Here is a 20,597-nt window from a genome sequence, read left to right on the forward strand (position 1 = left end):
ACCTTCCGAAAGGAAAGTGCCCCAATGATTTTATCTCTGTTCAAATGTATGCGGAAAATGGGACTTGAACCCACACGTGGTAACCCACACTAGAACCTGAATCTAGCTCGTCTGCCATTCCGACATTTCCGCTAACAAAATGTATTTTATCATATGGAAAATGAAAAAGCAAGAGAAAAATAAAAAAATGTTGACAAAATTGATTATTGTGATATACTTTGAATATCAAAATATTTTAAAACAAAATAATAAGGAAGAAAAAGTAAAACAATGGTAGGAAGAGTGACAGGAACCGGCTCGTATGTGCCGGAGAACTATTATGACAATTATGATTTAGAGAAGTTTGTGGATACGAGTGATCCATGGATTCGGGAACGGACCGGGATCGCAAGACGACATATTATATCAGAAGAAGAGACAACGGTCACGATGGCATGGAAAGCTTCCGAGAGGGCGCTGGAAGATGCAAAGATCCATGCAGAGGAAATTGATCTGATCATTGTAGCGACGATTTCTTCGAATGTAGTCCTTCCGTGTACCGCATGTGAGGTGCAGAAGAAACTTGGCGCGAAACATGCAGTCTGTTTTGATCTAAATGCAGCATGTACAGGATTTCTATTTGCTTACAATACTGCGCAGACTTATATTGCAGCGGGACTTGCAAAATGCGCACTTGTTATAGGAACCGAGAGTTTGTCTAAGCTTGTGGACTGGACAGACAGGAGTACTTGTATTTTGTTCGGTGACGGAGCAGGAGCCGCTATACTTCAGGCAGAAGAGGGCGATTTTCCGTCGATGGTATTCCATTCAAACGGGGCACAGGGGGAGGCGCTCTCCTGTGGCAGTAGAGCAGACTATATTCATATGGATGGACAGGCGGTATTTAAATTTGCGGTCCGACAAGTGCCTCTATGTATCAGTGAATTGTTAGAGAAGGAGGGGCTTGCACCGGAAGATATCGATTATTTTATCCTGCATCAGGCGAATCAGAGAATTGTAGAGGCAGTTGCAAGGAGGCTTGGACTTACAGTAGAAAAATTCCCAATGAACCTTCAGGAGTATGGAAATACTTCCTCGGCAAGTATTCCAATCCTGCTTGCTGAGCTGAAGCAATCAGGTGTACTGAAACAAGGACAGAAGATTGTGCTGGCAGGGTTTGGAGCAGGACTTTCCTGGGGAGCCACATTGATTGAGTGGTAATAAAAAGGGTAATTCCCGGAGAAATGAAAGATGTTTCTGCCGGATTACAAATAAAATGAAAAAATGAAAAACGCATGCAGACCATCTGCATGTAAGAGAAAAAGGAGAATATTCACTATGTTAGAAAAGGTAAAAGAAATTGTAGCAGATTCATTAGGAGCAGATGTAAGTACATTGACTGCAGAGTCATCTTTTAAGGAAGATCTGGGAGCAGATTCCCTTGACTTATTTGAGATGGTTATGGCTTTTGAGGAAGAATTTGGAAGAGAGATTCCGACAGAGGATTTAGAACAGCTGACAACAATCGGAGCAGTTGTTGCATACTTAGAGAAATAAAAAAGACAGGAAAAGGAAAGGTGTCCGTATGAGAACAGATGTGACAAAACTACTTGAAATTGAATATCCGATTCTTCAGGGAGGAATGGCATGGGTTGCAGAGCATCATCTTGCAGCCGCTGTATCCGAAGCCGGAGGTCTGGGATTGATCGGAGCAGCGAGCGCGCCGGGAGAATGGGTGCGGGAGCAGATCCAGAAGGTGAAAGAGCGAACAGAGAAGCCGTTTGGAGTCAACATTATGCTGATGAGTCCATATGCCGATGAAGTAGCGAAAGTCGTGGCGGAAGAAGGTGTGAAGGTTGTGACGACCGGCGCAGGAAATCCGGAAAAATATATGAAACTGTGGAAGGATGCGGGCATCAAAGTTATTCCAGTTGTGGCATCCGTCGCGTTGGCAAAGAGAATGGAACGGTGCGGCGCAGATGCGGTTGTGGCAGAAGGTTCTGAGGCGGGGGGACATATCGGAGAAAACACGACGATGGTACTCGTTCCTCAGATTGCCGATGCAGTATCCATCCCAGTCATTGCAGCGGGAGGAATTGCAGATGGGCGCGGGGTTGCAGCATCCTTGATGCTGGGGGCATCCGCAGTGCAGGTTGGCACACACTTTGTCGTGACAAAGGAGTCGGTGGTGCACGAGAATTATAAGAAATGTATTATCAAAGCGAAAGATATTGATTCAAAAGTAACAGGAAGAAGTACCGGACATCCAATCCGTGTACTGAGAAATCAGATGACAAAAGAATACCTTCGGCTGGAAAAAGAAGGAGCTTCTTTTGAAGAATTAGAAAAGCTTACGCTTGGAGCGCTTAGAAAGGCAGTCGTGGAAGGAGATGTAGTCAATGGCAGTCTGATGGCAGGATTAAGTGCAGGTCTTGTCAAAGAGGAATTCAGCTGTCGGGAATTGGTTCAAAAACTGATGAGCGAGGCGGAAGCGTGTCTGAAAGGGGCGAAGCTTTATGAGTAAAATAGCATTTATTTTCCCGGGACAGGGTGCACAGAAGACTGGTATGGGAAAAGATTTTTATGAACAAAGCCAGAGGGCAGCAGAAATTTATGATGCTGCATCTAAGAGGCTAAAAGAAGAAATGGAAATAGACATCAGAACTCTTTGTTTTGATGAGAATGATAAATTAGACCAGACAGCTTACACACAGGCAGCACTTGTGACCACTTGTCTTGCGATGGCAAGGACCTTGGAAGAAAAGGGTGTTCGTGCAGATGTAACGGCGGGTTTAAGTCTAGGGGAATACTGTGCTATCGCAGTAGCAGGCGGAATGTCTGATCTGGACGCAGTCTGGGCAGTACGAAAAAGAGGAGTCCTTATGGAAGAGGCAGTGCCGACGGGAGTTGGTGCAATGGCAGCAGTTCTAGGACTTTCTGCAGAGCAGATCGAGAAAGTAACAGAGGAGATCAAGGGAGTGACGGTCGCAAACTATAATTGCCCGGGACAAGTGGTGATCACCGGGGAAACGGACAGTGTGGATGCGGCAAAAGAAAAGCTATTGGAGTGTGGTGCCAAGAGAGTACTTCCGCTAAATGTGAGTGGTCCATTTCATTCGCCGATGTTAAAAGAGGCAGGAGAAAAACTGTCCGAGGTGCTTGACCAGATCCACTTCCATGAGCTGGAACTTCCATATGTGACAAATGTGACAGCAGAACCGATCACAGATATTTGTAAGACAAAAGAACTGCTGAAGGAGCAAGTGGCGGCCTCTGTCAGATGGCAGCAGAGTATGGAGCGGATGATCGAAGATGGTGTAGATACATTTATAGAGATTGGTCCGGGAAAGACACTGGCAGGCTTTTTAAAGAAGATCAATCGAACGGTCACGGTTATGAACATTAGTTGTATTGAAGATGTGGATAAAGTAGCTTCGGCAGTAAATCTATGTGGAGAACTTTAATGGGAAGGAAAGCGCCTGGCAGAATCTGACAGAAAGGAAGCAGAGAGGATAGCATTCTCTGGTACGAAAAAAGATGGATAGAAAAGAAGAACAAAATCAGGAAAGAAATGGACAGAAAGAAATTTTTGCGGGAAAAGTTGCGGTTGTGACTGGAGCTTCTCGTGGGATTGGACGTGCAATCGCTCTGGAACTTGCCCGAAAAGGAGCAATGGTTGTGATCAACTATAACGGATCGGAAGAGCGAGCGCAGGAAGTACAGAAGTGTATCGAAGAAGAAGGAAATGAAGCAGCCATCATGCAGTGCGATGTATCTGACTTTCAGGCATGCGAAGCATTTTTCAAAAAGGTGATCGAACAGTTTGGAAGGCTGGATATTCTTGTAAATAATGCGGGAATTACGAAAGATGGATTGTTGATGAAGCTGTCTGAGGATGATTTTGACAGTGTGGTGGATACAAATCTGAAAGGAAGCTTTCACTGTATGAGATTTGCGGCAAGACAGATGATCCGGCAGAGAAGTGGAAGGATTATCAATCTGTCCTCTGTTTCCGGTGTAATGGGAAATGCAGGGCAGACAAATTATTCTGCGTCAAAAGCAGGCGTGATTGGGCTGACAAAAGCGGCAGCGCGGGAGCTGGCGGCAAAAAATATTACAGTGAATGCAATTGCACCTGGATTTATTGCAACAGATATGACAGAAAAACTTTCCGATCGCGTAAGAGAAACGGTGGTGACACAGATTCCGATGGGGCATTTCGGGACAGTGGAAGATATTGCACATGCGGCAGTATTTCTTGCTACAGAAGAAGCGGCATATATTACCGGGCAGGTACTCTGTGTGGACGGCGGAATGGCAATGTAGAAAATGAGGGAGAACGACATGAAAAGAAGAGTAGTTGTGACAGGATTAGGAGCAGTGACTCCGATCGGCAATAATGTGGAAACATTCTGGAATGGAATCAAAGAGGGGAAAGTCGGGATCGGGCCGATCACAAAGTTTGATACAGCTGAGTATAAAGTAAAGATTGCGGCGGAAGTGAAAGGGTTTTCCGCAAAAGAACATATGGATTTTAAAGCAGCAAAACGAATGGAATTATTTTCCCAGTATGCAGTGGCGGCGGCAAAAGAGGCCTGTGCCGATGCCGGACTTGAGATGGAAAAAGAGGATCCGTATCGGGTAGGAGTTATCGTAGGATCTGGGATCGGAAGTCTTGCCACAGTCGAGAAAGAGTATGAAAAGATACTGGAAAAAGGGCCGGCAAGAGTCAATCCGCTCATGGTGCCATTGATGATCTCCAATATGGCAGCAGGAAACGTGTCGATTCACACTGGAGCTAAGGGAAAATGTACAAGTGTTGTTACAGCCTGTGCATCTGGAACCAATTCGATTGGAGATGCGTTCCGGGCAATCCAGTATGGCGATGCAGATGTGATGTTTGCAGGTGGAAGTGAGAGCTGCATCTGTCCGACCGGAGTTGCAGGGTTTACGGCATTGACTGCATTGACAACAACAGAAGATCCACTTCGTGCCTCCATCCCGTTTGACAAGGAACGGAGCGGATTCGTACTCGGAGAAGGAGCGGGCATTGTTGTGCTTGAAGAATTAGAACACGCAAAGGCAAGAGGAGCGAGAATCTACGCAGAAGTCATCGGATATGGCTGTACTGCCGATGCATTTCATATCACTTCTCCGGCGGAAGATGGAAGCGGCGCCCAAAAGGCAATGCAGCTTGCGATGGAGGAGGCAGGAATTGCGCCGGAAGAGGTGGATTATATCAATGCACATGGAACAAGCACCCACCACAATGACTTGTTTGAAACAAGGGCAGTGATCGCTGCATTTGGAGAGGCAGCACATAAACTTAAGATCAATTCTACAAAATCGATGATCGGTCATCTGCTCGGAGCGGCAGGCGCTGTGGAATTTATTACTTGTGTCAAATCCATAGAAGAAGGGTTTATCCATCAGACTGTGGGAACTACGGAGGCAGATCAAGAGTGCACACTTGATTATGTGCTCGGTGCGCCTGTCAGACAGGAAGTGTGCTGTGCGATGAGTAACTCGCTTGGATTTGGCGGACATAATGCAACACTTCTGATCAGAAAGTATCATTAGTACGATTGGATTCGCTTTCAGAAAGTCATTGGGAAAAGAGGTACAAGAAATGGAAACAGAACAGTTAATACAGCTGATTCAGGCGGTGTCTGTATCGGAACTGACACAGTTTAAGTATGAAGAAAAGGGAGTGAAGCTCTCTCTTAGAAAAGGAGAAAGAAGGACTGGATGCCATACCGGTATAACTGCAGAAGGAGATATGGAAAGTCAGATCAGTTTCTCTGGAAATGCAACTTCCGGGAAGAAAATGTTAGAGGAAGAGGCAAACAGATTGGATTCGCAGAAAGAAAAGAAGCAAGAGAATCTGGAACAGAACTGCGAGGGAGTTCAGGAGAAACCAGAAGGAACGATTGTGACCTCACCGCTTGTCGGAACATTTTATGAAGCTCCGGCAGAGGGAGAAGCGCCTTATGTGAAAGTGGGCGATATTGTTCAGAAAGGGCAGATGCTTGCAATCGTGGAGGCGATGAAGCTGATGAATGACATTGAAAGCGATTTTGCAGGTACTGTGGCAGAAATCTATGTGGCAAATGGAGAGGCGGTTTCTTACGGACAACCGTTGTTTCGAATTGTAGAAGGGAAGTAGAGAGATGAAACGATTGAATGTAAAGGAAATAGAAGCGATTATTCCACATCGCCATCCATTTCTTCTGATTGATTACATAGAAGATTATGAGCCGGGGAAATATGCGGTCGGATATAAATGTGTGAGTTATCGGGAGGAATTTTTTAAAGGACATTTCCCACAAGAACCGGTGATGCCGGGGGTATTGATCGTGGAGGCACTGGCGCAGGTCGGAGCTGTAGCCATTTTGAGCATGGAGGAAAATCAAGGCAAAACAGCTTATTTCGGAGGAATCCAGAAATGTCGCTTTCGTGAGAAAGTGATTCCGGGAGATCAATTGAAACTGGAAACAAAAATCATCAGACAGAAAGGACCGCTTGGAATTGGTGAGGCAGTCGCAAGTGTGAATGGGAAAATCGCAGCGACTGCAGAGCTGACGTTTATGGTAGGATAGGAAAAAGGGTGGAACTATGATAAAGAAAGTATTAGTCGCGAACCGCGGAGAAATCGCGGTGCGTATTATAAGGGCATGTCGGGAGATGGGAATTGAGACAGTTGCAGTGTATTCGCAGGCAGATGAGGAGGCGCTTCATACACAGCTTGCAGATGAAGCAATCTGTATCGGACCGGCACAATCTTCGGAAAGCTATCTGAATATGGAGCAGATCATCAGTGCCACCTTAGTATCCGGGGCAGATGCCATTCATCCAGGATTTGGATTTTTATCGGAGAACAGTAAATTTGTGGAACTGTGTGAGAAATGCAACATTACGTTTATCGGTCCTTCCTCTGAAGTGATTCAAAAAATGGGGAATAAAGCACAGGCTCGGAGAACAATGATAGAAGCGGGTGTTCCGGTCATTCCGGGAAGTAAGGAAGCAGTAAGAGACGTTTCACATGGCGCTGAAATTGCAGAGGAGATCGGTTATCCGGTAATGATCAAGGCGGCGCTTGGAGGCGGCGGCAAGGGAATGCGTGTGGCAGAAACCCGCGAGACATTTGCGGCAAGCTTTCAGACGGCTCAGAAAGAAGCACAGATGGCATTCGGAGATGGAACGATGTATCTTGAGCGATTTGTGAGAAATCCACGTCATATTGAATTTCAGATTCTGGCAGATTGTTACGGGAACGCAATCCATTTGGGAGAGCGTGACTGTTCGATTCAGAGAAATCATCAGAAGATGATTGAGGAGTCACCGTCTGCGGTGATTGATGAGGAACTTCGCAGTAGAATGGGACAGGCGGCAGTGCAGGCGGCAAAGGCGGCAGGCTATACCAATGCAGGAACCATTGAATTTCTTCTGGAAAGAGATGGTCAGTTCTATTTTATGGAGATGAATACGCGGATTCAGGTGGAGCACCCGGTGACAGAGTGGGTGACCGGAATCGATCTGATCCAGGAACAGATACGGATTGCATCCGGACTGCCTCTATCTTACCGGCAGGAGGACATCAAGCTTTCCGGGCATGCGATTGAGTGCAGGATCAATGCGGAAAATCCGGACAAAAATTTCCGCCCATCTCCGGGTACGATCACAGATCTTTATCTGCCGGGCGGAAAGGGTGTGCGGATTGACACGGCGATTTACAGCGGATATACAGTTCCGGCATATTATGATTCTATGCTGGCGAAGCTGATCGTACATGCAGATACAAGAGAACAGGCGATCAGCAAAATGCGTACTGCGCTTGGCGAAGTGATCATCGAAGGAATTGACACGAATATTGATTATCAGTATGAAATTATGAATCATCCGGATTATCAATCCGGAAAGATTGATATTGAATTTATCTCTAAATGGCAGAGGTAGGAGTGAAAAGACATGAAGCTGAAAAATATGTTTAAGAAAACCGGTGGAAAGAATTATATTTCCCTGACGGAAGGAAGAAAGCCGGAAGTACCGGAAGGGCTTTTGCGAAAATGTAATAACTGTAAAGCTGCAATCATCGCGGAGGATGTCAGAAGAGGATATTATATCTGTCCAAAGTGTCATGCGTACTTTCGTATGGATGCATGGAGAAGAATTGAGACAATCGTAGATCCGGATAGTTTTGAAGTGTGGGAGGAAGCAATTTTAGATGGAAATCCCATGGGATATCCGGGGTATGAAGAAAAATTACAGAATGTGCGGGAAAAGACCGGACTTGATGAGGCAGTTGTGATCGGAAAGGCAGAGATTGAAGGAAGGAAAGTTGTACTTGGAGTCTGTGACGGAAGATTTCTCATGGCAAGTATGGGGGAGGCTGTCGGCGAAAAGATCGCGGGGGCAGTAGAGCGTGCGACAAAAGAGAAACTTCCAGTCATTCTCTTTGCCTGCTCCGGTGGGGCGAGAATGCAGGAAGGGATTTTTTCTTTAATGCAGATGGCAAAGACGGCAGCGGCATTAAAACGTCACAGTGATGCGGGACATCTGTATATCTCGGTGCTTACCGATCCGACGACCGGAGGCGTAACCGCAAGCTTTGCGATGCTTGGGGATTTGATTTTAGCAGAGCCAAATGCGCTGATCGGTTTTGCGGGTCCTCGTGTTATTGAACAGACGATCGGACAGAAACTTCCGAAGGGCTTTCAGCGGGCCGAGTTTCTTTTAGAGCATGGCTTCATTGATCAGATTGTAGAGCGGGAAAAGCTGCGGGAAACCTTGGGAAAAATCTTGAAATTACATCCGGGCCAACCAGATCGTACTGCGCAGACTAAAGAAGAGGAGATGCAGAACAAAAAGCAAAGCGAGAAAGAAGAGGAGAAACTGTGTCAGATACGGGAAATGACACCGTGGGAGCGTGTACAGGTTTCCAGAAAAAAAGATCGCCCGGTTGGATCTGACTACATCAGGGAGTTGTTTGATGATTTTGTGGAACTGCATGGAGACCGTCTTTTTGGAGACGACAAGGCGGTTGTCGGCGGGATTGCACAGTTCTGTGGGGAACCAGTCACGGTCATCGCACAGGAAAAAGGGACAACGACAAAAGAAAATATTGCGAGGAATTTTGGAATGCCGTCACCGGAGGGGTATCGAAAGGCATTGCGCCTGATGAAGCAGGCGGAAAAATTTCATCGTCCGGTTCTCTGTTTTGTCGATACACCGGGGGCATTTTGCGGCCTGGAGGCAGAAGAGCGAGGACAGGGAGAGGCAATTGCAAGAAATATTTATGAGATGTCTGCGCTCAAAGTTCCAATCCTCTCTGTGATCATCGGGGAGGGTGGAAGCGGCGGTGCACTTGCACTGGCGACAGCAGATGAGGTGTGGATGCTGGAAAATTCAATCTACTCGATCTTATCACCGGAAGGGTTTGCATCAATTTTGTGGAAAGACAGTAAGCGGGCAAAAGAAGCCGCGGAAGTTATGAGACTGACTGCAAAAGATTTGTATGAGGCAGGAATTGTAGAACAGGTTTTTGCAGAACCGGAAGCATTCACAAGTGAGACATTTGCCCCGGTGACAGAGAAACTTCGAGAGCATATCAGAAGATTTTTGAAAACGTATCAGGGAATGGAAGAGTCAGAGCGCACAGAAAGAAGATATCAGAGATTCCGGAGACTGTAAGAGAAATACACATCGAAAATGAGTAAGCAAAGAGATAGGTATCAGGTATGAAGTTAGAAGAAAAAGGATTACGAGTTGGGGAAAAGCAGTTAAAAGTCCCGATCATCCAGGGAGGAATGGGAGTCGGGATCAGTCTTGGAAGACTGGCCGGGAGCGTGGCAAAAGAAGGTGCGGTTGGTATCATTTCAGCAGCGCAGATAGGGTATCAGGAGCCCGATTTTGACACAGATGCAAGAAAGGCAAATTTGCGTGCAATTGGAAAAGAGATGGAGAAAGCAAGGGCAATCTCGCCGGATGGGATTATTGGATTTAACATCATGGTAGCGATGCGCCATTATGAAGACTATGTCCGGGAGGCTGTCTGCGCCGGAACAGATCTGATCATTTCGGGTGCAGGCCTTCCGACAGAACTTCCGAAATATGTGGCAGGGAGCAGCGTACAGATTGCACCGATTGTCTCTACGGAAAAATCAGCGAAAGTCATTCTGAAATATTGGGATAAGAAATATCAGCGAACGGCAGATGTGCTTGTGATCGAAGGACCGTCTGCCGGAGGGCATCTCGGATTTACAAAAGAACAGATTGCATATTATGATGTAGAAACTTATGCCGGGGAAATCAAAAAGATCAAGAATGTTGTCCGAGAATACGAAGAGCGCTATGGAAAGAAGATTCCTCTGTTTTTGGCAGGTGGAATTGAGAATCACAGTGATGTAAATCGGGCACTTTCACTTGGTATGGATGGTGTACAGGTGGCGACAAGATTTGTGACAACAAAAGAATGTGATGCCGATCAACGATATAAAGAAGCATATTTAAATGCAACAGAAGAGGATATCGTTATTGTGAAAAGTCCGGTGGGAATGCCGGGACGTGCGATTTTAAACTCGTTTATGAAGAAAGTGATAGCGGGGGAGCAGATCCCTCACAGTCCGTGTCATGGATGTATTAAAAATTGCAGACCGCAGGAGATTCCTTATTGTATTACGGATGCGCTGATCGCGGCGGCAAAGGGCGATATTGAACATGCGCTGCTGTTTTGTGGAGCATATGCTTACCGGGCACAAAAAATAGAAACCGTGAAAGAAGTCATTGCTTCTTTGATGAATCCGTGTGTATAATATCAACATAAGAATGTCGGCAGCAGACAAAAACAAGATGTTGGTAAAGGAGCCGGAGACAGTGAATACATATGAAACAATCAATCATGTTCTCGTTCATTTGTTTAATGAAATATGGGAGCTGGAAGAAAAGGCGATCATCACAGAAGAATACAAAGATATCAGTAACAATGACATGCATATCATCGAAGCAATCGGGCTGGGGGAAGGAAGTACGATGTCTGTGATTGCAAAAAAACTGAATATTACCGCAGGATCACTTACGACATCGATGAACAGTCTTGTGAATAAGAAATATGCGGTCAGAGAGCGGAGTGAGCAGGATAGGCGTGTCGTTCATATCCGTCTGACCAAAAAGGGAGAGCGGGCATTTTATCACCATCAGGAATTCCACCGGAAGATGACAGAGGCAGTGATCAATTGTCTCGGGGAAGAGGAACTGCCGGTGCTTTTAAAGACACTGGATAAATTGTCGGAATTTTTTAGAGAATATCCGATTGAGCAGGGAGAGAAAAAGGAATAGGAGGAATGCTCGTGGAAGAGGAAAGCAGACGCGAGATAGAGCGGTTACAGCAGATGATCGATGAAAGTCAAAAAATTGTATTTTTCGGCGGCGCAGGGGTATCTACGGAGAGTGGGATTCCTGATTTCCGAAGTGCAGACGGGCTGTATCAGCAAAATTATAAGTATACCCCGGAGCAGGTTGTGAGCCATAGTTTCTTTGTGCGCAATCCGGAGGCATTTTATGAATTTTATAAGGAGAAAATGATGTTTCTGGAGGCGAAGCCGAATCCAGCCCACGAAAAGCTGGCACAGTTGGAGCATGTGGGGAAACTGACTGCGGTGATCACGCAGAATATCGATGGTTTGCACCAGAAAGCGGGGAGTGAACAGGTGCTGGAACTGCATGGAAGCATTCATAGAAATTACTGTCAGAAATGTGGAAAGTTCTATGACGCAGCCACCGTGAAGGAAGCAGAAGGAATTCCGAGATGTATCTGTGGAGGAATCATTAAGCCGGATGTTGTTCTGTATGAGGAGGGCTTGGACAGCAGTGTGATCCGGCGTGCGATCCGGGCGATCAGCGAGGCAGATATGCTGATCATCGGGGGAACATCCCTTGTTGTTTATCCGGCAGCTGGATTTATTGATTATTTCCGTGGAAAATATCTTGTGGTCATTAATAAAAGTGAGACAGCGAGAACTGTGGAGGAAGATCTTTGTATCCGCAGGCCAATCGGGGAAGTATTTGCACAGATTCAGCTGTAAATTGAGATGATTCATCTGGCGGGGAATATCTCCATTCTTTTTCATATAAGAATGTAACATAAGAAGGATTTGGAATTTTGCCAAATCCTTCTTATAATTTTGTGTCATATTTTTCTAGAGTGCAAAGATTATTGTGGTTCGGTCATCGTAAATGGATTAAGCAGCACATCTGCTTCACTTGGGCATAGAAGCCCTTTTTCGATGACGAGTTTGCGAACCGGAATTCCAGTCTTTAAAGATTCTTTCGCAATCTCAGCAGAAGGTTTGTAACCGATCGTTGGGCATAATGCAGTGGAGATTCCAACACTTGCATCGACTAATTCTTCGCAGTGCTTCTCATTTGCGGTAATTCCAAGGATACAGTTATCTGTCAGAGTCTGTACTGCTGATGTCAAGGTTTCAATCGATTCAAATAAATTATAGAAGACGACCGGTTCGAAGGCATTTAATTCTAACTGTCCCGCTTCCGCAGCCATCGTGATCGTGCAGTCATTACCGATAATGTTAAATGCGACCTGAGATACGACTTCCGGAATGACTGGATTGATCTTTCCAGGCATAATCGAGGAACCGTTCTGTTTTGGCGGGAGCGTGATTTCGGCAAAACCAGTGCGTGGACCACTGCTCAGAAGGCGAAGGTCATTACAAAGTTTGGATAAGTTGACGGCACAAGTTTTTAAAGAGGAAGAGACCGTCACAAATCCGTCCAGATTCTGTGTCGCATCAAACAAGTCATCTGCGGATACGAACGGAAGTCCAGTCAGTTCTGCAATTTTCGGGCAGATGTGCTGTAAATAGGAGTGGCTGACGTTGATTGCAGTTCCAATGGCAGTTCCCCCCATATTCAGGCGGTACATTTCTTTCTGAGCGTTTTCCAGACGATGGATATCTCTTTGGATCACGGAAGCATAAGCATGGAAAGACTGACCGAGTCGCATCGGCACAGCATCCTGAAGCTGTGTACGTCCCATTTTTAAAATGTGGTCAAATTGTTTTGATTTCTCTAACAGTGCATTCAAAAGCCGTTCCAGTTCTCTGAAAAGAGGAAGAAGCAGTTTTAATACAGTTAGTTTTCCGGCGCTTGGAATGATATCATTTGTAGACTGAGCCATATTGACGTGGTCATTAGGATGTACATGCTGATAGGAACCTTTTGTTCCGCCAAGTAATTCGTCAGCACGATTAGCAATAACTTCGTTAGCATTCATATTTGCAGAAGTTCCGGCACCACCCTGAATGGCATCTACGATGAACTGATCAAAAAGTTTCCCCTCTAAAATTTCGTTGCAGGCAGTGCAGATCGCTTCGGACACTTCGCTGGAAAGTTCGCCCGCATTTTCATTTGTAAGTGCGGCAGCCTTCTTTAAAATGACGATGCTTTTGATAAACTCCGGATGGAGTGGTCTGCTTGTAATGGGAAAATTGTGCTTGGCGCGAAGGGACTGTACTCCATAATACGCATCAGCAGGGACTTCTAAAATACCTATAGAATCAGCTTCTAATCTTGTTTTCATAGTTTCTTTCCTCCGTAATCTCTTTCAAAATGCTGTCTGCTGGTAACATATACTTACAGACAAATTTCTTCTGACTTATATATAACACGGGCAGAGAAAGGAGAAAAGGAGAAGAGAAAAAGTGTGAAAAGAAAGAAAAAATAAAGTATAAGTAGTTAGAAATGTTAATATGAAACGATAAAAACTTTATTTTTTTAAGAAAGATTTAGGGGAAAGTTTTTGGCAAAATTAGTAGAAAGGATTGTAATTCTTTGAGAAGTTCTCTATAATGGCAGGAAGGAGGAAGGATGATGGATCAGATAGACAGAGAGATCATGAATATGCTGCAGAAGAATGCGAGAATACCACTGAAGGCAATCGCACAGGAAGTACACTTGTCTATTCCTGCAGTTTCAGCGCGGGTAGAGCGATTGGAGCGGGAGAATGTCATCTGTGGATATACAATGATCGCAGATCCGGTGAAGATGGGATACCATATTACTGCATTTATCAATATGGAGTTAAAACCGGAACAAAAGGATGGATTTTGCAAATTTATCCGGGGGGTTCGGAATGTGGCAGAGTGCAATCATATTACAGGAGCCTACTCTATGTTGATCAAAGTACTGTTCCCAAGTACCATGGAATTAGATCGGTTTGTTGGAACGCTTCAGAAATATGGAAAGACACAGACACAGATCGTATTTTCTTCGATTGTAAGTGCAAGGAGTATAGGTCCGCTTGAGCAGGAGGAGTCGAAGAAAAAAGGATAGTCTTCAGAAGGAATAGAAAAAGATAAGAATATATAAGGCGTCTGTAATAGAAGAGGCAGTTACAAAATGGAAAAAATCATTTTGTAACTGCCTTTTTCAGAAAATCTAGTTCTATTTTCCGCAAATACTGCATCCAAGCGCACATCCGGTTGGAGTTCCGGCGCATCCGCCCATAGCTGTTTCCCGCAGTTCGAATGGAAGGCTTTGCCCGACACGGTGCATAGCTTCTGCCATTTCGTCAAATGGAATCGGATGTTTCACACCACTTAATGCGAGCTCTGCACAGGTGATTGCATTTGCGACACCGATCGCATTCCGGCTTTGGCATGGGGATTCTACAAGACCTGCAATTGGGTCGCAGACGAGTCCGAGTAGATTGGAAAGTGCAAAGCTTGCAGCGTGAAGACACATCTCAGGAGTTCCCCCCATGATTTCAACGACAGCGCTGGCAGCCATTGCAGAGGCCGCGCCTACTTCTGCCTGACATCCGGCTTCCGCACCGGAGACAGAGGCATTTCGCATTAAGATATAACCAATCGCGCTTGCATTTAGAAGACCGTCGTAAATGCTGTTATCCGGAAGGGCATGTACTTCCTCCAGAGCGAGCAGGACACCTGGCAACACGCCTGAAGAACCGGCAGTTGGTGCTGCAACGATCAGTCCCATGGAAGCATTGACTTCAAGAACAGCCATACTGTAAGCAATTGCTTTTGATAGCATAGAACCACATACACTGTTTGGGGAGGAGGAATGATCTGCTACTTTCTTCGCTTCTCCGCCGAGGAGACCGCCGATGGAGCGGACTGGTTCTTTTAAAGGCTTATGAACGGAATCTTTCATGATGGCAAGCACCGTCTCCAGTTTTGCCTGAATTTCTTCGGCAGAGAGACTGCCCATAGTAATCTCGCGCTGCTTCATGGCAGAAGAGATTGATATCTTTTCTTTTTGACATAAATCTAATAAATCTTGTCCTGAATAAAAATCCATAATGTCTCCTCCTACATCTGAATGAGCATCAGATCAGATACATGCTCATGTGTTTTGATTTTCTCTAATACAGACGATGGAATCGTCTCATCGGATTCTACAACGGTAAATGCATTGGCGCCTTTATCCTCGCGGAAGAGACGCATAAATGCGATATTTACATTTTCTTCGCTCAGACACTGGGTAATGTGGGCTACTACGCCAGGTTTGTCTGTCTGACTGACGATGAGGGTGCTGTATTCTCCCGTGAACTCTACATCGATCTGGTTGATCCGGACAATTTTCATCTTGCCCCCTCCGATCGATTCGCCGCGGATCGATAAGGTATGCCCGGTCACGCCTATAAGATCAATGTCGGCAGTGTTTGGGTGATTCGTCATCGTTTTCTCATCAATGATATATTCGTATTCCACACCTCGCTCGGTTGCAATGGAAAACGCATCACGGATCCGTTCATCATCGGTAGAAAAACCGAGAATTCCCCCCAGCAGCGCACGGTCGGTTCCATGTCCGTGGTAAGTTTTGGCGAAAGAGCCATAAAGGGTGAACGTTACTTTTTTCACTTCTTCCGGAAACATTTTTCTTGCGAGAAGTGCAATCGATACGGCGCCGGCCGTGTGTGAACTGGAAGGACCGATCATGTTAGGGCCAATCACATCAAATATACTTAAAAAGTTCATAAACTATCCTCCTGAGAGATTTTTTGCATAACTACTTATAGTATAGCATAAAAGGAGCAGGAAAATAAAGAACCGGGAGCAGAATTTGTTGAGAGATTACGAGGAACCGTTCCAAGGATAGAAAAGAGGATCAGATTCCAAAAGTGTAAAAAGAGAGTGAAAAAATCGTCGGATAGCACAAAAAGGATATGGTAAAATAACCAAAATAGGATAGCTAAAACTATGGAGAATATACAAAAAGACGAAGTGGGAGGGAAAATTGATTGACAGTATCATCACATGTATATAGAATGTAAATATGTTTATAGAGTCGGATGATAAATTCGAGAGAGACTACACGGGAAACCGATGTGGCGCCGAAGGGGAAAGGAGTACCAAAGCTCTCAGGCAAAAGGATTGAATTTGGACGAGCTCTCTGGAGAACGCGAGTATGCGTACCGAAGAAGAAACTTATGAAATACGGAAGTTAAGAATGATAATTGAAGTAAAACATAAGGAAACTTTCAGGTTCGAGGACAGAGATGAACAAAAGTATAGGCGTGCTTTGTTTGTCTGTGTCTTTTTTTGTTCGCATTTTCCGGGAACAGGAACTGCAAAAGAAAGAGGAGGCAAAAGAATGGCAGTAATATCAGGGTTAGGGTTGTTGTTAGTCACACTGGCGGCATTTTCGCTGTTTAGTATGAAGGCACCGAAAGGATCAGAGGCGATGTCCGGAATGGCAAGTGCAGCGGTGGCTACATTTCTTGTGGAGGCAGTACACAGATATATTTCGGGTGACTTACTGGGAGTCAGCTTTCTAGGTGAAGTAGGAAGTACAGCCGGAAGCTTAGGTGGAGTTGCAGCAGCGATCATGGTGCCGATCATGATGGGAGTAAATCCGGTATACGCAGTTGTTGCGGGGGCAGCGCTGGGAGGATATGGAATTTTACCGGGATTTATTGCAGGATATGTAGTTGGATTTGTTGCACCGCTTCTTGAGAAATATTTACCGACAGGGCTGGATGTGATTGTCGGAGCGCTCTGTGTGGCACCGCTGGCAAGAGGAATTGCATATATTTCCGATCCAGTTGTAAATGCAGCGATGGAACACATAGGATCTATGATCACAGCAGCGACAGATCAGTCACCGGTATTGATGGGATTTATGCTCGGAGGCTTGATGAAAATGATCTGTACCTCACCGCTTAGTTCTATGGCGTTGACGGCGATGCTTGGACTGACCGGACTTCCGATGGGAATTGCATGTATCGCATGTGTCGGTGGGGCATTTACAAACGGAATGATTTTCAAAATGCTCAAATTAGGGGATAAGAGCAGTACGATCGCAGTTATGGTAGAGCCATTGACACAGGCTCACATTGTGACGAAACACCCGATCCCAATTTATGGATCTAATTTCTTTGGTGGAGGAATTGCAGGTATTGGAGCGTCCCTACTTGGAATTGTATGTAATGCGCCGGGAACAGCATCACCGATTCCGGGATTGATCGCACCATTTGCGTTCAATTCACCGGTAAAAGTAATCCTTGCATTAGCCATCGGTGTGGCAGGCGGGACCTTGGCAGGATATGTGGGAGGACATATTTTCAAAAAGCATTACGCAGAATCTGACGCACACATGGAAGGATAGGGAATCGGAGAGATACCGAAGAGAAGTAATCCGTACAGAACGAGCAGGCCTATTTTTTGCAATCCGTAAACATAGGGAGAAAAGTGGCATAAAGTAAAAAGAGGCAAATATGTAAAAAGAAGAAACCGCGAAACCTCTGGGGAGAGGCGACGATGTTTCTTCTTTTTGTATTGCACAAAATATGAAAAAGATGTTTGTTGTACTATAAAATACTAAGAGAGATCAAATAATTCAATGCTGCGGAAAAGGATCCCTTTCATCTGTGCGATCGCAATCCCGTAATTTGTGATTGGGACATTCTGATCTTCGGCACAGGCAATCCGGTATTTCATCTCGCGGTCATTGAGCATACAGCCACCACAGTGGATGATCAGCTTATATGGGGATAGATCAGCTGGAAATTCTGTGCCGCTTGTAAAGTGAAATTCCGGTTCACAGTTTGTATAGCTGCGAATCAGGCGTGGAAGTTTCACAGTGCCGATATCTTCGCATTGCCGATGGTGCGTGCATCCCTCGGAAATCAGTATTTTGTCTCCGTCAGAAATAGAATCCAAAGTGTGGGCGCCGTTTACGACAGTGGAAAGATTCCCTTTATGCCTTGCAAACAGGATTGAAAAGGAAGTAAGAGGGATATCTTTTGGCGTCTGTCGGTCTACCTGAGCAAAAGCCTGACTGTCGGTGATGACCATTCGTGGTTTGACAGACAGTTCGTCTAATGTCTGGCGAAGCTCCGTATCCTGTACGCAGAGCACACGCCCATGATGATCCAAAATATCCCGGATGGTCTGCTGCTGTGGAAGGATCAGACGTCCCTTTGGTGCAGAGGCATCGATCGGAATCACGAGGATCACAAGATCCATGGGGGAGAGCAGATCGCTGACGATCGGAAGTTTTGTTTCTTCGCTTGGCTGGATTGCGCCGAGCAGGTCTTTGAGTGCAGAAATCTGAAATCCGGAGGCAGCACTGATAGAAATAGCTGATCCGTTTTTCGAGGTGTCTGTAGTCGTATCTGGCATCTGGGATTCGCTAGCCGGGCAAAGATCACATTTATTGAATGCGATGACATAGGGAATCTGTTTTTTCTGGATCTGTTCCAGAAGAGCGAGATCTTCCTCCGTCATCCCGATGGTGCCATCCACAACAAGGATGGCAATATCGGTCTTATTTAACATTTGGTAGGTCTTCTGAACGCGCAGCTCTCCGAGTGGTCCGTGGTCATCAAGTCCCGGAGTGTCGATGAGTACGACAGGACCAAGCGGGAGAAGCTCCATGGATTTTAATACCGGATCCGTTGTTGTCCCTTTGATGTCGGAGACGATTGCGAGATTCTGACCGGTCAGTGCGTTGATCAGGCTGGATTTTCCGGCATTTCGTTTCCCGAAGATTCCGATATGTAGGCGTTCAGAGGAAGGGGTTGCATTTAAACTCATGTCAGTTATAGTCCTTTCCATGATAAGTAGAGTATCGTGTTACAAAGAAAAAGTATCAGGGACCAAAGCGGTACGTTTGAGAGATGCTAGAAACGGAAATCTCTCCGATTTTCTTCTTCAATCGCGCGTAGATGGTCAATAACGATTGCGCGTACGTTCTCATTTGGAATCTGCTCCAGTTCTTTTAAAATCAGTTTTTCTCCGACTTCTTTTGTCGCAGGAGAAGCATAGTCTGTCAGATATTCTTTCAGTGTCATCAGTGCATTTGGCTGGCAGCAGTTCTGGATCTGACCGGATTTGCAAAGAGACATGAAACGGTCGCCGGTGCGGCCTTCCCGGTAGCAGGCAGTACAGAAGCTTGGGATGTATCCCATTTCCATCAGCCACTTGACAATATCATCGAGTGATCTTGTATCACTGAGGTCAAACTGTGCAGAGTTTTCTTCTTCAGGTTCCGGCTCTGCATATCCGCCTACACTTGTCTTGGAGCCGCCACTGATCTGGGAGATTCCAAGGTGCAGAACACGCTCGCGGGATTTCTGACTCTCGCGGGTAGATACGATCATGCCGGTATAAGGCACTGCAATGCGGATGCATGCCACAAGTTTTGCAAAAATATCATCGTTGATCCCGTTGTCAAAATCATTTGTGTCAATATCGTCGGCTGGACATAAGCGCGGCACACTGATCGTATGAGGACCCACACCGTATGCAGCTTCCAGATGTTCTGCATGCATCAGAAGTCCTGCAAATTCATAGCGGTATTTGTCAAGACCGAACAGCACACCGATTCCGACATCATCAATACCTGCTTCCATTGCACGGTCCATCGCGGTAGTATGGTAGTCATAGTCGTGTTTTGGTCCGGTCGGATGCAGCTCCAGATAGCTTTTTTTATGATAGGTTTCCTGGAATAAAATGTAAGTTCCAATTCCTGCTGCCTTCAGTTTCCGATAATTTTCTACCGTTGTTGCCGCAATATTGACATTGACACGGCGGATTTCTCCGTTTTTATGTTTGATGCTGTAGATGGTGTCAATACATTCGAGGATATATTCGATCGGATTGTTCACAGGATCTTCCCCGGCCTCCAGCGCCAGACGTTTGTGACCGAGATCCTGGAGCGCGATCACTTCCTGACGGACTTCTTCCTGCGTCAGTTTCTTTCTTGCGATATGCTTGTTCTTTAAATGGTACGGACAGTAAGTACATCCGTTGACACAGTAGTTGGACAGATAGAGCGGCGCAAACATGACGATACGGTTTCCGTAGAAATCTTTTTTGATCTGTTCTGCAAGTGCATAAATTTCTTCATTTTTCTCTTCGATATCACAGTCAAGAAGAACGGCAGCTTCCCGGTGGGAGAGCCCTTTTCGTTCTTTGGCTTTTGCAATGATCTGGTCGATCAGTTCCACGTTATGTTTGTTTGCCTCTGCATAGGAGAGGGTTTCCAGAATTTCCTCGTGGTTGATAAATTCCTCTGGATTTTTTGATCTGACATCGTACATGGTGATGTTCCTCCTCTTGAATATGATAGTTTTGGCA

Annotated in this window: 19 protein-coding genes, 1 tRNA gene, 1 pseudogene and 2 riboswitches; of the genes and pseudogenes, 15 read left to right on the plus strand and 6 right to left on the minus strand. The window is 45.6% G+C overall.

Going from position 1 to position 20,597, the window contains the following annotated elements:
* Window positions 1-49: 49 nt before the first annotated feature.
* Window positions 50-132 (minus strand) — tRNA-Leu (locus ACESPO_RS05755).
* A gap of 138 nt (window positions 133-270) precedes the next feature.
* On the opposite strand from ACESPO_RS05755, the gene ACESPO_RS05760 reads away from it, so the two are divergent.
* The 13 genes and pseudogenes from ACESPO_RS05760 to ACESPO_RS05820 all read left to right on the plus strand — a co-directional run bounded on the left by ACESPO_RS05760 (window position 271) and on the right by ACESPO_RS05820 (window position 12,059).
* Window positions 271-1,200: a beta-ketoacyl-ACP synthase III gene (locus tag ACESPO_RS05760; protein WP_349160285.1), complete on the plus strand. Its 930-nt coding sequence runs from the start codon at window positions 271-273 to the stop codon at window positions 1,198-1,200.
* A gap of 117 nt (window positions 1,201-1,317) precedes the next feature.
* Window positions 1,318-1,536 carry an acyl carrier protein gene (gene acpP / locus ACESPO_RS05765; RefSeq protein ID WP_008976653.1) on the plus strand — a complete coding sequence of 73 codons (219 nt, stop codon included), beginning with the start codon at window positions 1,318-1,320 and terminating at the stop codon, window positions 1,534-1,536.
* Between the two features lie 25 nt (window positions 1,537-1,561).
* Window positions 1,562-2,503, plus strand: a pseudogene (fabK, locus tag ACESPO_RS05770) (enoyl-[acyl-carrier-protein] reductase FabK); the annotation flags it as partial.
* Window positions 2,496-3,443 carry an ACP S-malonyltransferase gene (gene fabD, locus ACESPO_RS05775; RefSeq protein WP_009263066.1) on the plus strand — a complete coding sequence of 316 codons (948 nt, stop codon included), beginning with the start codon at window positions 2,496-2,498 and terminating at the stop codon, window positions 3,441-3,443. The pseudogene fabK and the gene fabD, both read left to right, overlap by 8 nt.
* 73 nt (window positions 3,444-3,516) lie before the next feature.
* Window positions 3,517-4,305 (plus strand): 3-oxoacyl-[acyl-carrier-protein] reductase, encoded by a 789-nt coding sequence (gene fabG, locus ACESPO_RS05780; RefSeq protein WP_349160284.1) that lies wholly within the window; start codon window positions 3,517-3,519, stop codon window positions 4,303-4,305.
* An 18-nt stretch (window positions 4,306-4,323) separates the two neighbouring features.
* Window positions 4,324-5,559: a beta-ketoacyl-ACP synthase II gene (fabF, locus tag ACESPO_RS05785; protein ID WP_009263064.1), complete on the plus strand. Its 1,236-nt coding sequence runs from the start codon at window positions 4,324-4,326 to the stop codon at window positions 5,557-5,559.
* A gap of 49 nt (window positions 5,560-5,608) precedes the next feature.
* Complete coding sequence (gene accB / locus ACESPO_RS05790) at window positions 5,609-6,145, plus strand: acetyl-CoA carboxylase biotin carboxyl carrier protein (RefSeq protein WP_120106352.1); 537 nt, start codon at window positions 5,609-5,611, stop codon at window positions 6,143-6,145.
* A gap of 4 nt (window positions 6,146-6,149) precedes the next feature.
* Window positions 6,150-6,578 (plus strand): 3-hydroxyacyl-ACP dehydratase FabZ, encoded by a 429-nt coding sequence (gene fabZ, locus ACESPO_RS05795; protein WP_008976647.1) that lies wholly within the window; start codon window positions 6,150-6,152, stop codon window positions 6,576-6,578.
* 16 nt (window positions 6,579-6,594) lie between these two features.
* Window positions 6,595-7,935, plus strand: a complete 1,341-nt coding sequence (locus ACESPO_RS05800) for an acetyl-CoA carboxylase biotin carboxylase subunit (protein ID WP_317343899.1) — start codon at window positions 6,595-6,597, stop codon at window positions 7,933-7,935.
* A 12-nt stretch (window positions 7,936-7,947) separates the two neighbouring features.
* Complete coding sequence (locus ACESPO_RS05805) at window positions 7,948-9,669, plus strand: acetyl-CoA carboxylase carboxyl transferase subunit (protein ID WP_009263061.1); 1,722 nt, start codon at window positions 7,948-7,950, stop codon at window positions 9,667-9,669.
* 47 nt (window positions 9,670-9,716) lie between these two features.
* Window positions 9,717-10,790 (plus strand): NAD(P)H-dependent flavin oxidoreductase, encoded by a 1,074-nt coding sequence (locus tag ACESPO_RS05810; protein ID WP_009263060.1) that lies wholly within the window; start codon window positions 9,717-9,719, stop codon window positions 10,788-10,790.
* 61 nt (window positions 10,791-10,851) lie between these two features.
* Window positions 10,852-11,313: a MarR family winged helix-turn-helix transcriptional regulator gene (locus tag ACESPO_RS05815; protein ID WP_009263059.1), complete on the plus strand. Its 462-nt coding sequence runs from the start codon at window positions 10,852-10,854 to the stop codon at window positions 11,311-11,313.
* Window positions 11,314-11,318: 5 nt separating this feature from the next.
* A complete protein-coding gene (locus ACESPO_RS05820; RefSeq protein ID WP_499788595.1) occupies window positions 11,319-12,059 on the plus strand; it encodes an NAD-dependent protein deacylase in 741 nt (246 codons plus the stop codon).
* Between the two features lie 128 nt (window positions 12,060-12,187).
* Here the strand turns inward: ACESPO_RS05820 and ACESPO_RS05825 are convergent, their stop codons facing one another.
* Complete coding sequence (locus ACESPO_RS05825) at window positions 12,188-13,573, minus strand: aspartate ammonia-lyase (protein WP_009263057.1); 1,386 nt, start codon at window positions 13,571-13,573, stop codon at window positions 12,188-12,190.
* A gap of 290 nt (window positions 13,574-13,863) precedes the next feature.
* On the opposite strand from ACESPO_RS05825, the gene ACESPO_RS05830 reads away from it, so the two are divergent.
* Entirely contained in the window at window positions 13,864-14,325 is a 462-nt protein-coding gene (locus ACESPO_RS05830) for an Lrp/AsnC family transcriptional regulator (RefSeq protein WP_009263056.1), read from the plus strand.
* Between the two features lie 111 nt (window positions 14,326-14,436).
* On the opposite strand, the gene sdaAA is transcribed toward ACESPO_RS05830, so the two are convergent.
* Entirely contained in the window at window positions 14,437-15,312 is an 876-nt protein-coding gene (gene sdaAA, locus ACESPO_RS05835) for an L-serine ammonia-lyase, iron-sulfur-dependent, subunit alpha (RefSeq protein ID WP_009263055.1), read from the minus strand.
* A gap of 11 nt (window positions 15,313-15,323) precedes the next feature.
* The gene (gene sdaAB, locus ACESPO_RS05840; RefSeq protein ID WP_009263054.1) at window positions 15,324-15,992 is read right to left on the minus strand and encodes an L-serine ammonia-lyase, iron-sulfur-dependent subunit beta; all 669 of its coding nucleotides are present in this window, start codon (window positions 15,990-15,992) and stop codon (window positions 15,324-15,326) included.
* A 314-nt stretch (window positions 15,993-16,306) separates the two neighbouring features.
* Window positions 16,307-16,401, plus strand: a riboswitch (glycine riboswitch).
* A riboswitch (glycine riboswitch) is annotated at window positions 16,402-16,521 on the plus strand.
* A gap of 87 nt (window positions 16,522-16,608) precedes the next feature.
* Between sdaAB and ACESPO_RS05845 the strand changes: the two genes are divergently transcribed.
* Window positions 16,609-17,622, plus strand: a complete 1,014-nt coding sequence (locus ACESPO_RS05845; protein ID WP_009263052.1) for a PTS sugar transporter subunit IIC — start codon at window positions 16,609-16,611, stop codon at window positions 17,620-17,622.
* Between the two features lie 212 nt (window positions 17,623-17,834).
* Here ACESPO_RS05845 and hydF read toward each other — a convergent pair whose 3' ends face one another.
* Together hydF and hydG are read right to left on the minus strand one after the other, a co-directional pair.
* The gene (hydF, locus tag ACESPO_RS05850; protein WP_009263051.1) at window positions 17,835-19,052 is read right to left on the minus strand and encodes a [FeFe] hydrogenase H-cluster maturation GTPase HydF; all 1,218 of its coding nucleotides are present in this window, start codon (window positions 19,050-19,052) and stop codon (window positions 17,835-17,837) included.
* Between the two features lie 86 nt (window positions 19,053-19,138).
* Window positions 19,139-20,560 carry a [FeFe] hydrogenase H-cluster radical SAM maturase HydG gene (hydG, locus tag ACESPO_RS05855; RefSeq protein ID WP_009263050.1) on the minus strand — a complete coding sequence of 474 codons (1,422 nt, stop codon included), beginning with the start codon at window positions 20,558-20,560 and terminating at the stop codon, window positions 19,139-19,141.
* Window positions 20,561-20,597 lie beyond the last annotated feature (37 nt).

This window comes from Coprococcus sp. HPP0074 (assembly GCF_964238105.1).
GTDB classification, from domain to species: domain Bacteria; phylum Bacillota; class Clostridia; order Lachnospirales; family Lachnospiraceae; genus Faecalimonas; species Faecalimonas umbilicata.

What these genes read in the sequence shown, in the direction of transcription:
- ACESPO_RS05845 (WP_009263052.1), top strand. Translation starts at nt 16,609, where the DNA reads ATGGCAGTAATATCAGGGTTAGGGTTGTTGTTAGTCACACTGGCGGCA.
- fabG (WP_349160284.1), top strand. Translation starts at nt 3,517, where the DNA reads ATGGATAGAAAAGAAGAACAAAATCAGGAAAGAAATGGACAGAAAGAA.
- ACESPO_RS05810 (WP_009263060.1), top strand. Translation starts at nt 9,717, where the DNA reads ATGAAGTTAGAAGAAAAAGGATTACGAGTTGGGGAAAAGCAGTTAAAA.
- hydG (WP_009263050.1), bottom strand. Translation starts at nt 20,560, where the DNA reads ATGTACGATGTCAGATCAAAAAATCCAGAGGAATTTATCAACCACGAG.
- acpP (WP_008976653.1), top strand. Translation starts at nt 1,318, where the DNA reads ATGTTAGAAAAGGTAAAAGAAATTGTAGCAGATTCATTAGGAGCAGAT.
- ACESPO_RS05800 (WP_317343899.1), top strand. Translation starts at nt 6,595, where the DNA reads ATGATAAAGAAAGTATTAGTCGCGAACCGCGGAGAAATCGCGGTGCGT.
- ACESPO_RS05760 (WP_349160285.1), top strand. Translation starts at nt 271, where the DNA reads ATGGTAGGAAGAGTGACAGGAACCGGCTCGTATGTGCCGGAGAACTAT.
- sdaAA (WP_009263055.1), bottom strand. Translation starts at nt 15,312, where the DNA reads ATGGATTTTTATTCAGGACAAGATTTATTAGATTTATGTCAAAAAGAA.
- accB (WP_120106352.1), top strand. Translation starts at nt 5,609, where the DNA reads ATGGAAACAGAACAGTTAATACAGCTGATTCAGGCGGTGTCTGTATCG.
- ACESPO_RS05830 (WP_009263056.1), top strand. Translation starts at nt 13,864, where the DNA reads ATGGATCAGATAGACAGAGAGATCATGAATATGCTGCAGAAGAATGCG.
- fabZ (WP_008976647.1), top strand. Translation starts at nt 6,150, where the DNA reads ATGAAACGATTGAATGTAAAGGAAATAGAAGCGATTATTCCACATCGC.
- ACESPO_RS05820 (WP_499788595.1), top strand. Translation starts at nt 11,319, where the DNA reads ATGCTCGTGGAAGAGGAAAGCAGACGCGAGATAGAGCGGTTACAGCAG.
- fabD (WP_009263066.1), top strand. Translation starts at nt 2,496, where the DNA reads ATGAGTAAAATAGCATTTATTTTCCCGGGACAGGGTGCACAGAAGACT.
- sdaAB (WP_009263054.1), bottom strand. Translation starts at nt 15,992, where the DNA reads ATGAACTTTTTAAGTATATTTGATGTGATTGGCCCTAACATGATCGGT.
- ACESPO_RS05805 (WP_009263061.1), top strand. Translation starts at nt 7,948, where the DNA reads ATGAAGCTGAAAAATATGTTTAAGAAAACCGGTGGAAAGAATTATATT.
- fabF (WP_009263064.1), top strand. Translation starts at nt 4,324, where the DNA reads ATGAAAAGAAGAGTAGTTGTGACAGGATTAGGAGCAGTGACTCCGATC.
- ACESPO_RS05825 (WP_009263057.1), bottom strand. Translation starts at nt 13,573, where the DNA reads ATGAAAACAAGATTAGAAGCTGATTCTATAGGTATTTTAGAAGTCCCT.
- hydF (WP_009263051.1), bottom strand. Translation starts at nt 19,052, where the DNA reads ATGAGTTTAAATGCAACCCCTTCCTCTGAACGCCTACATATCGGAATC.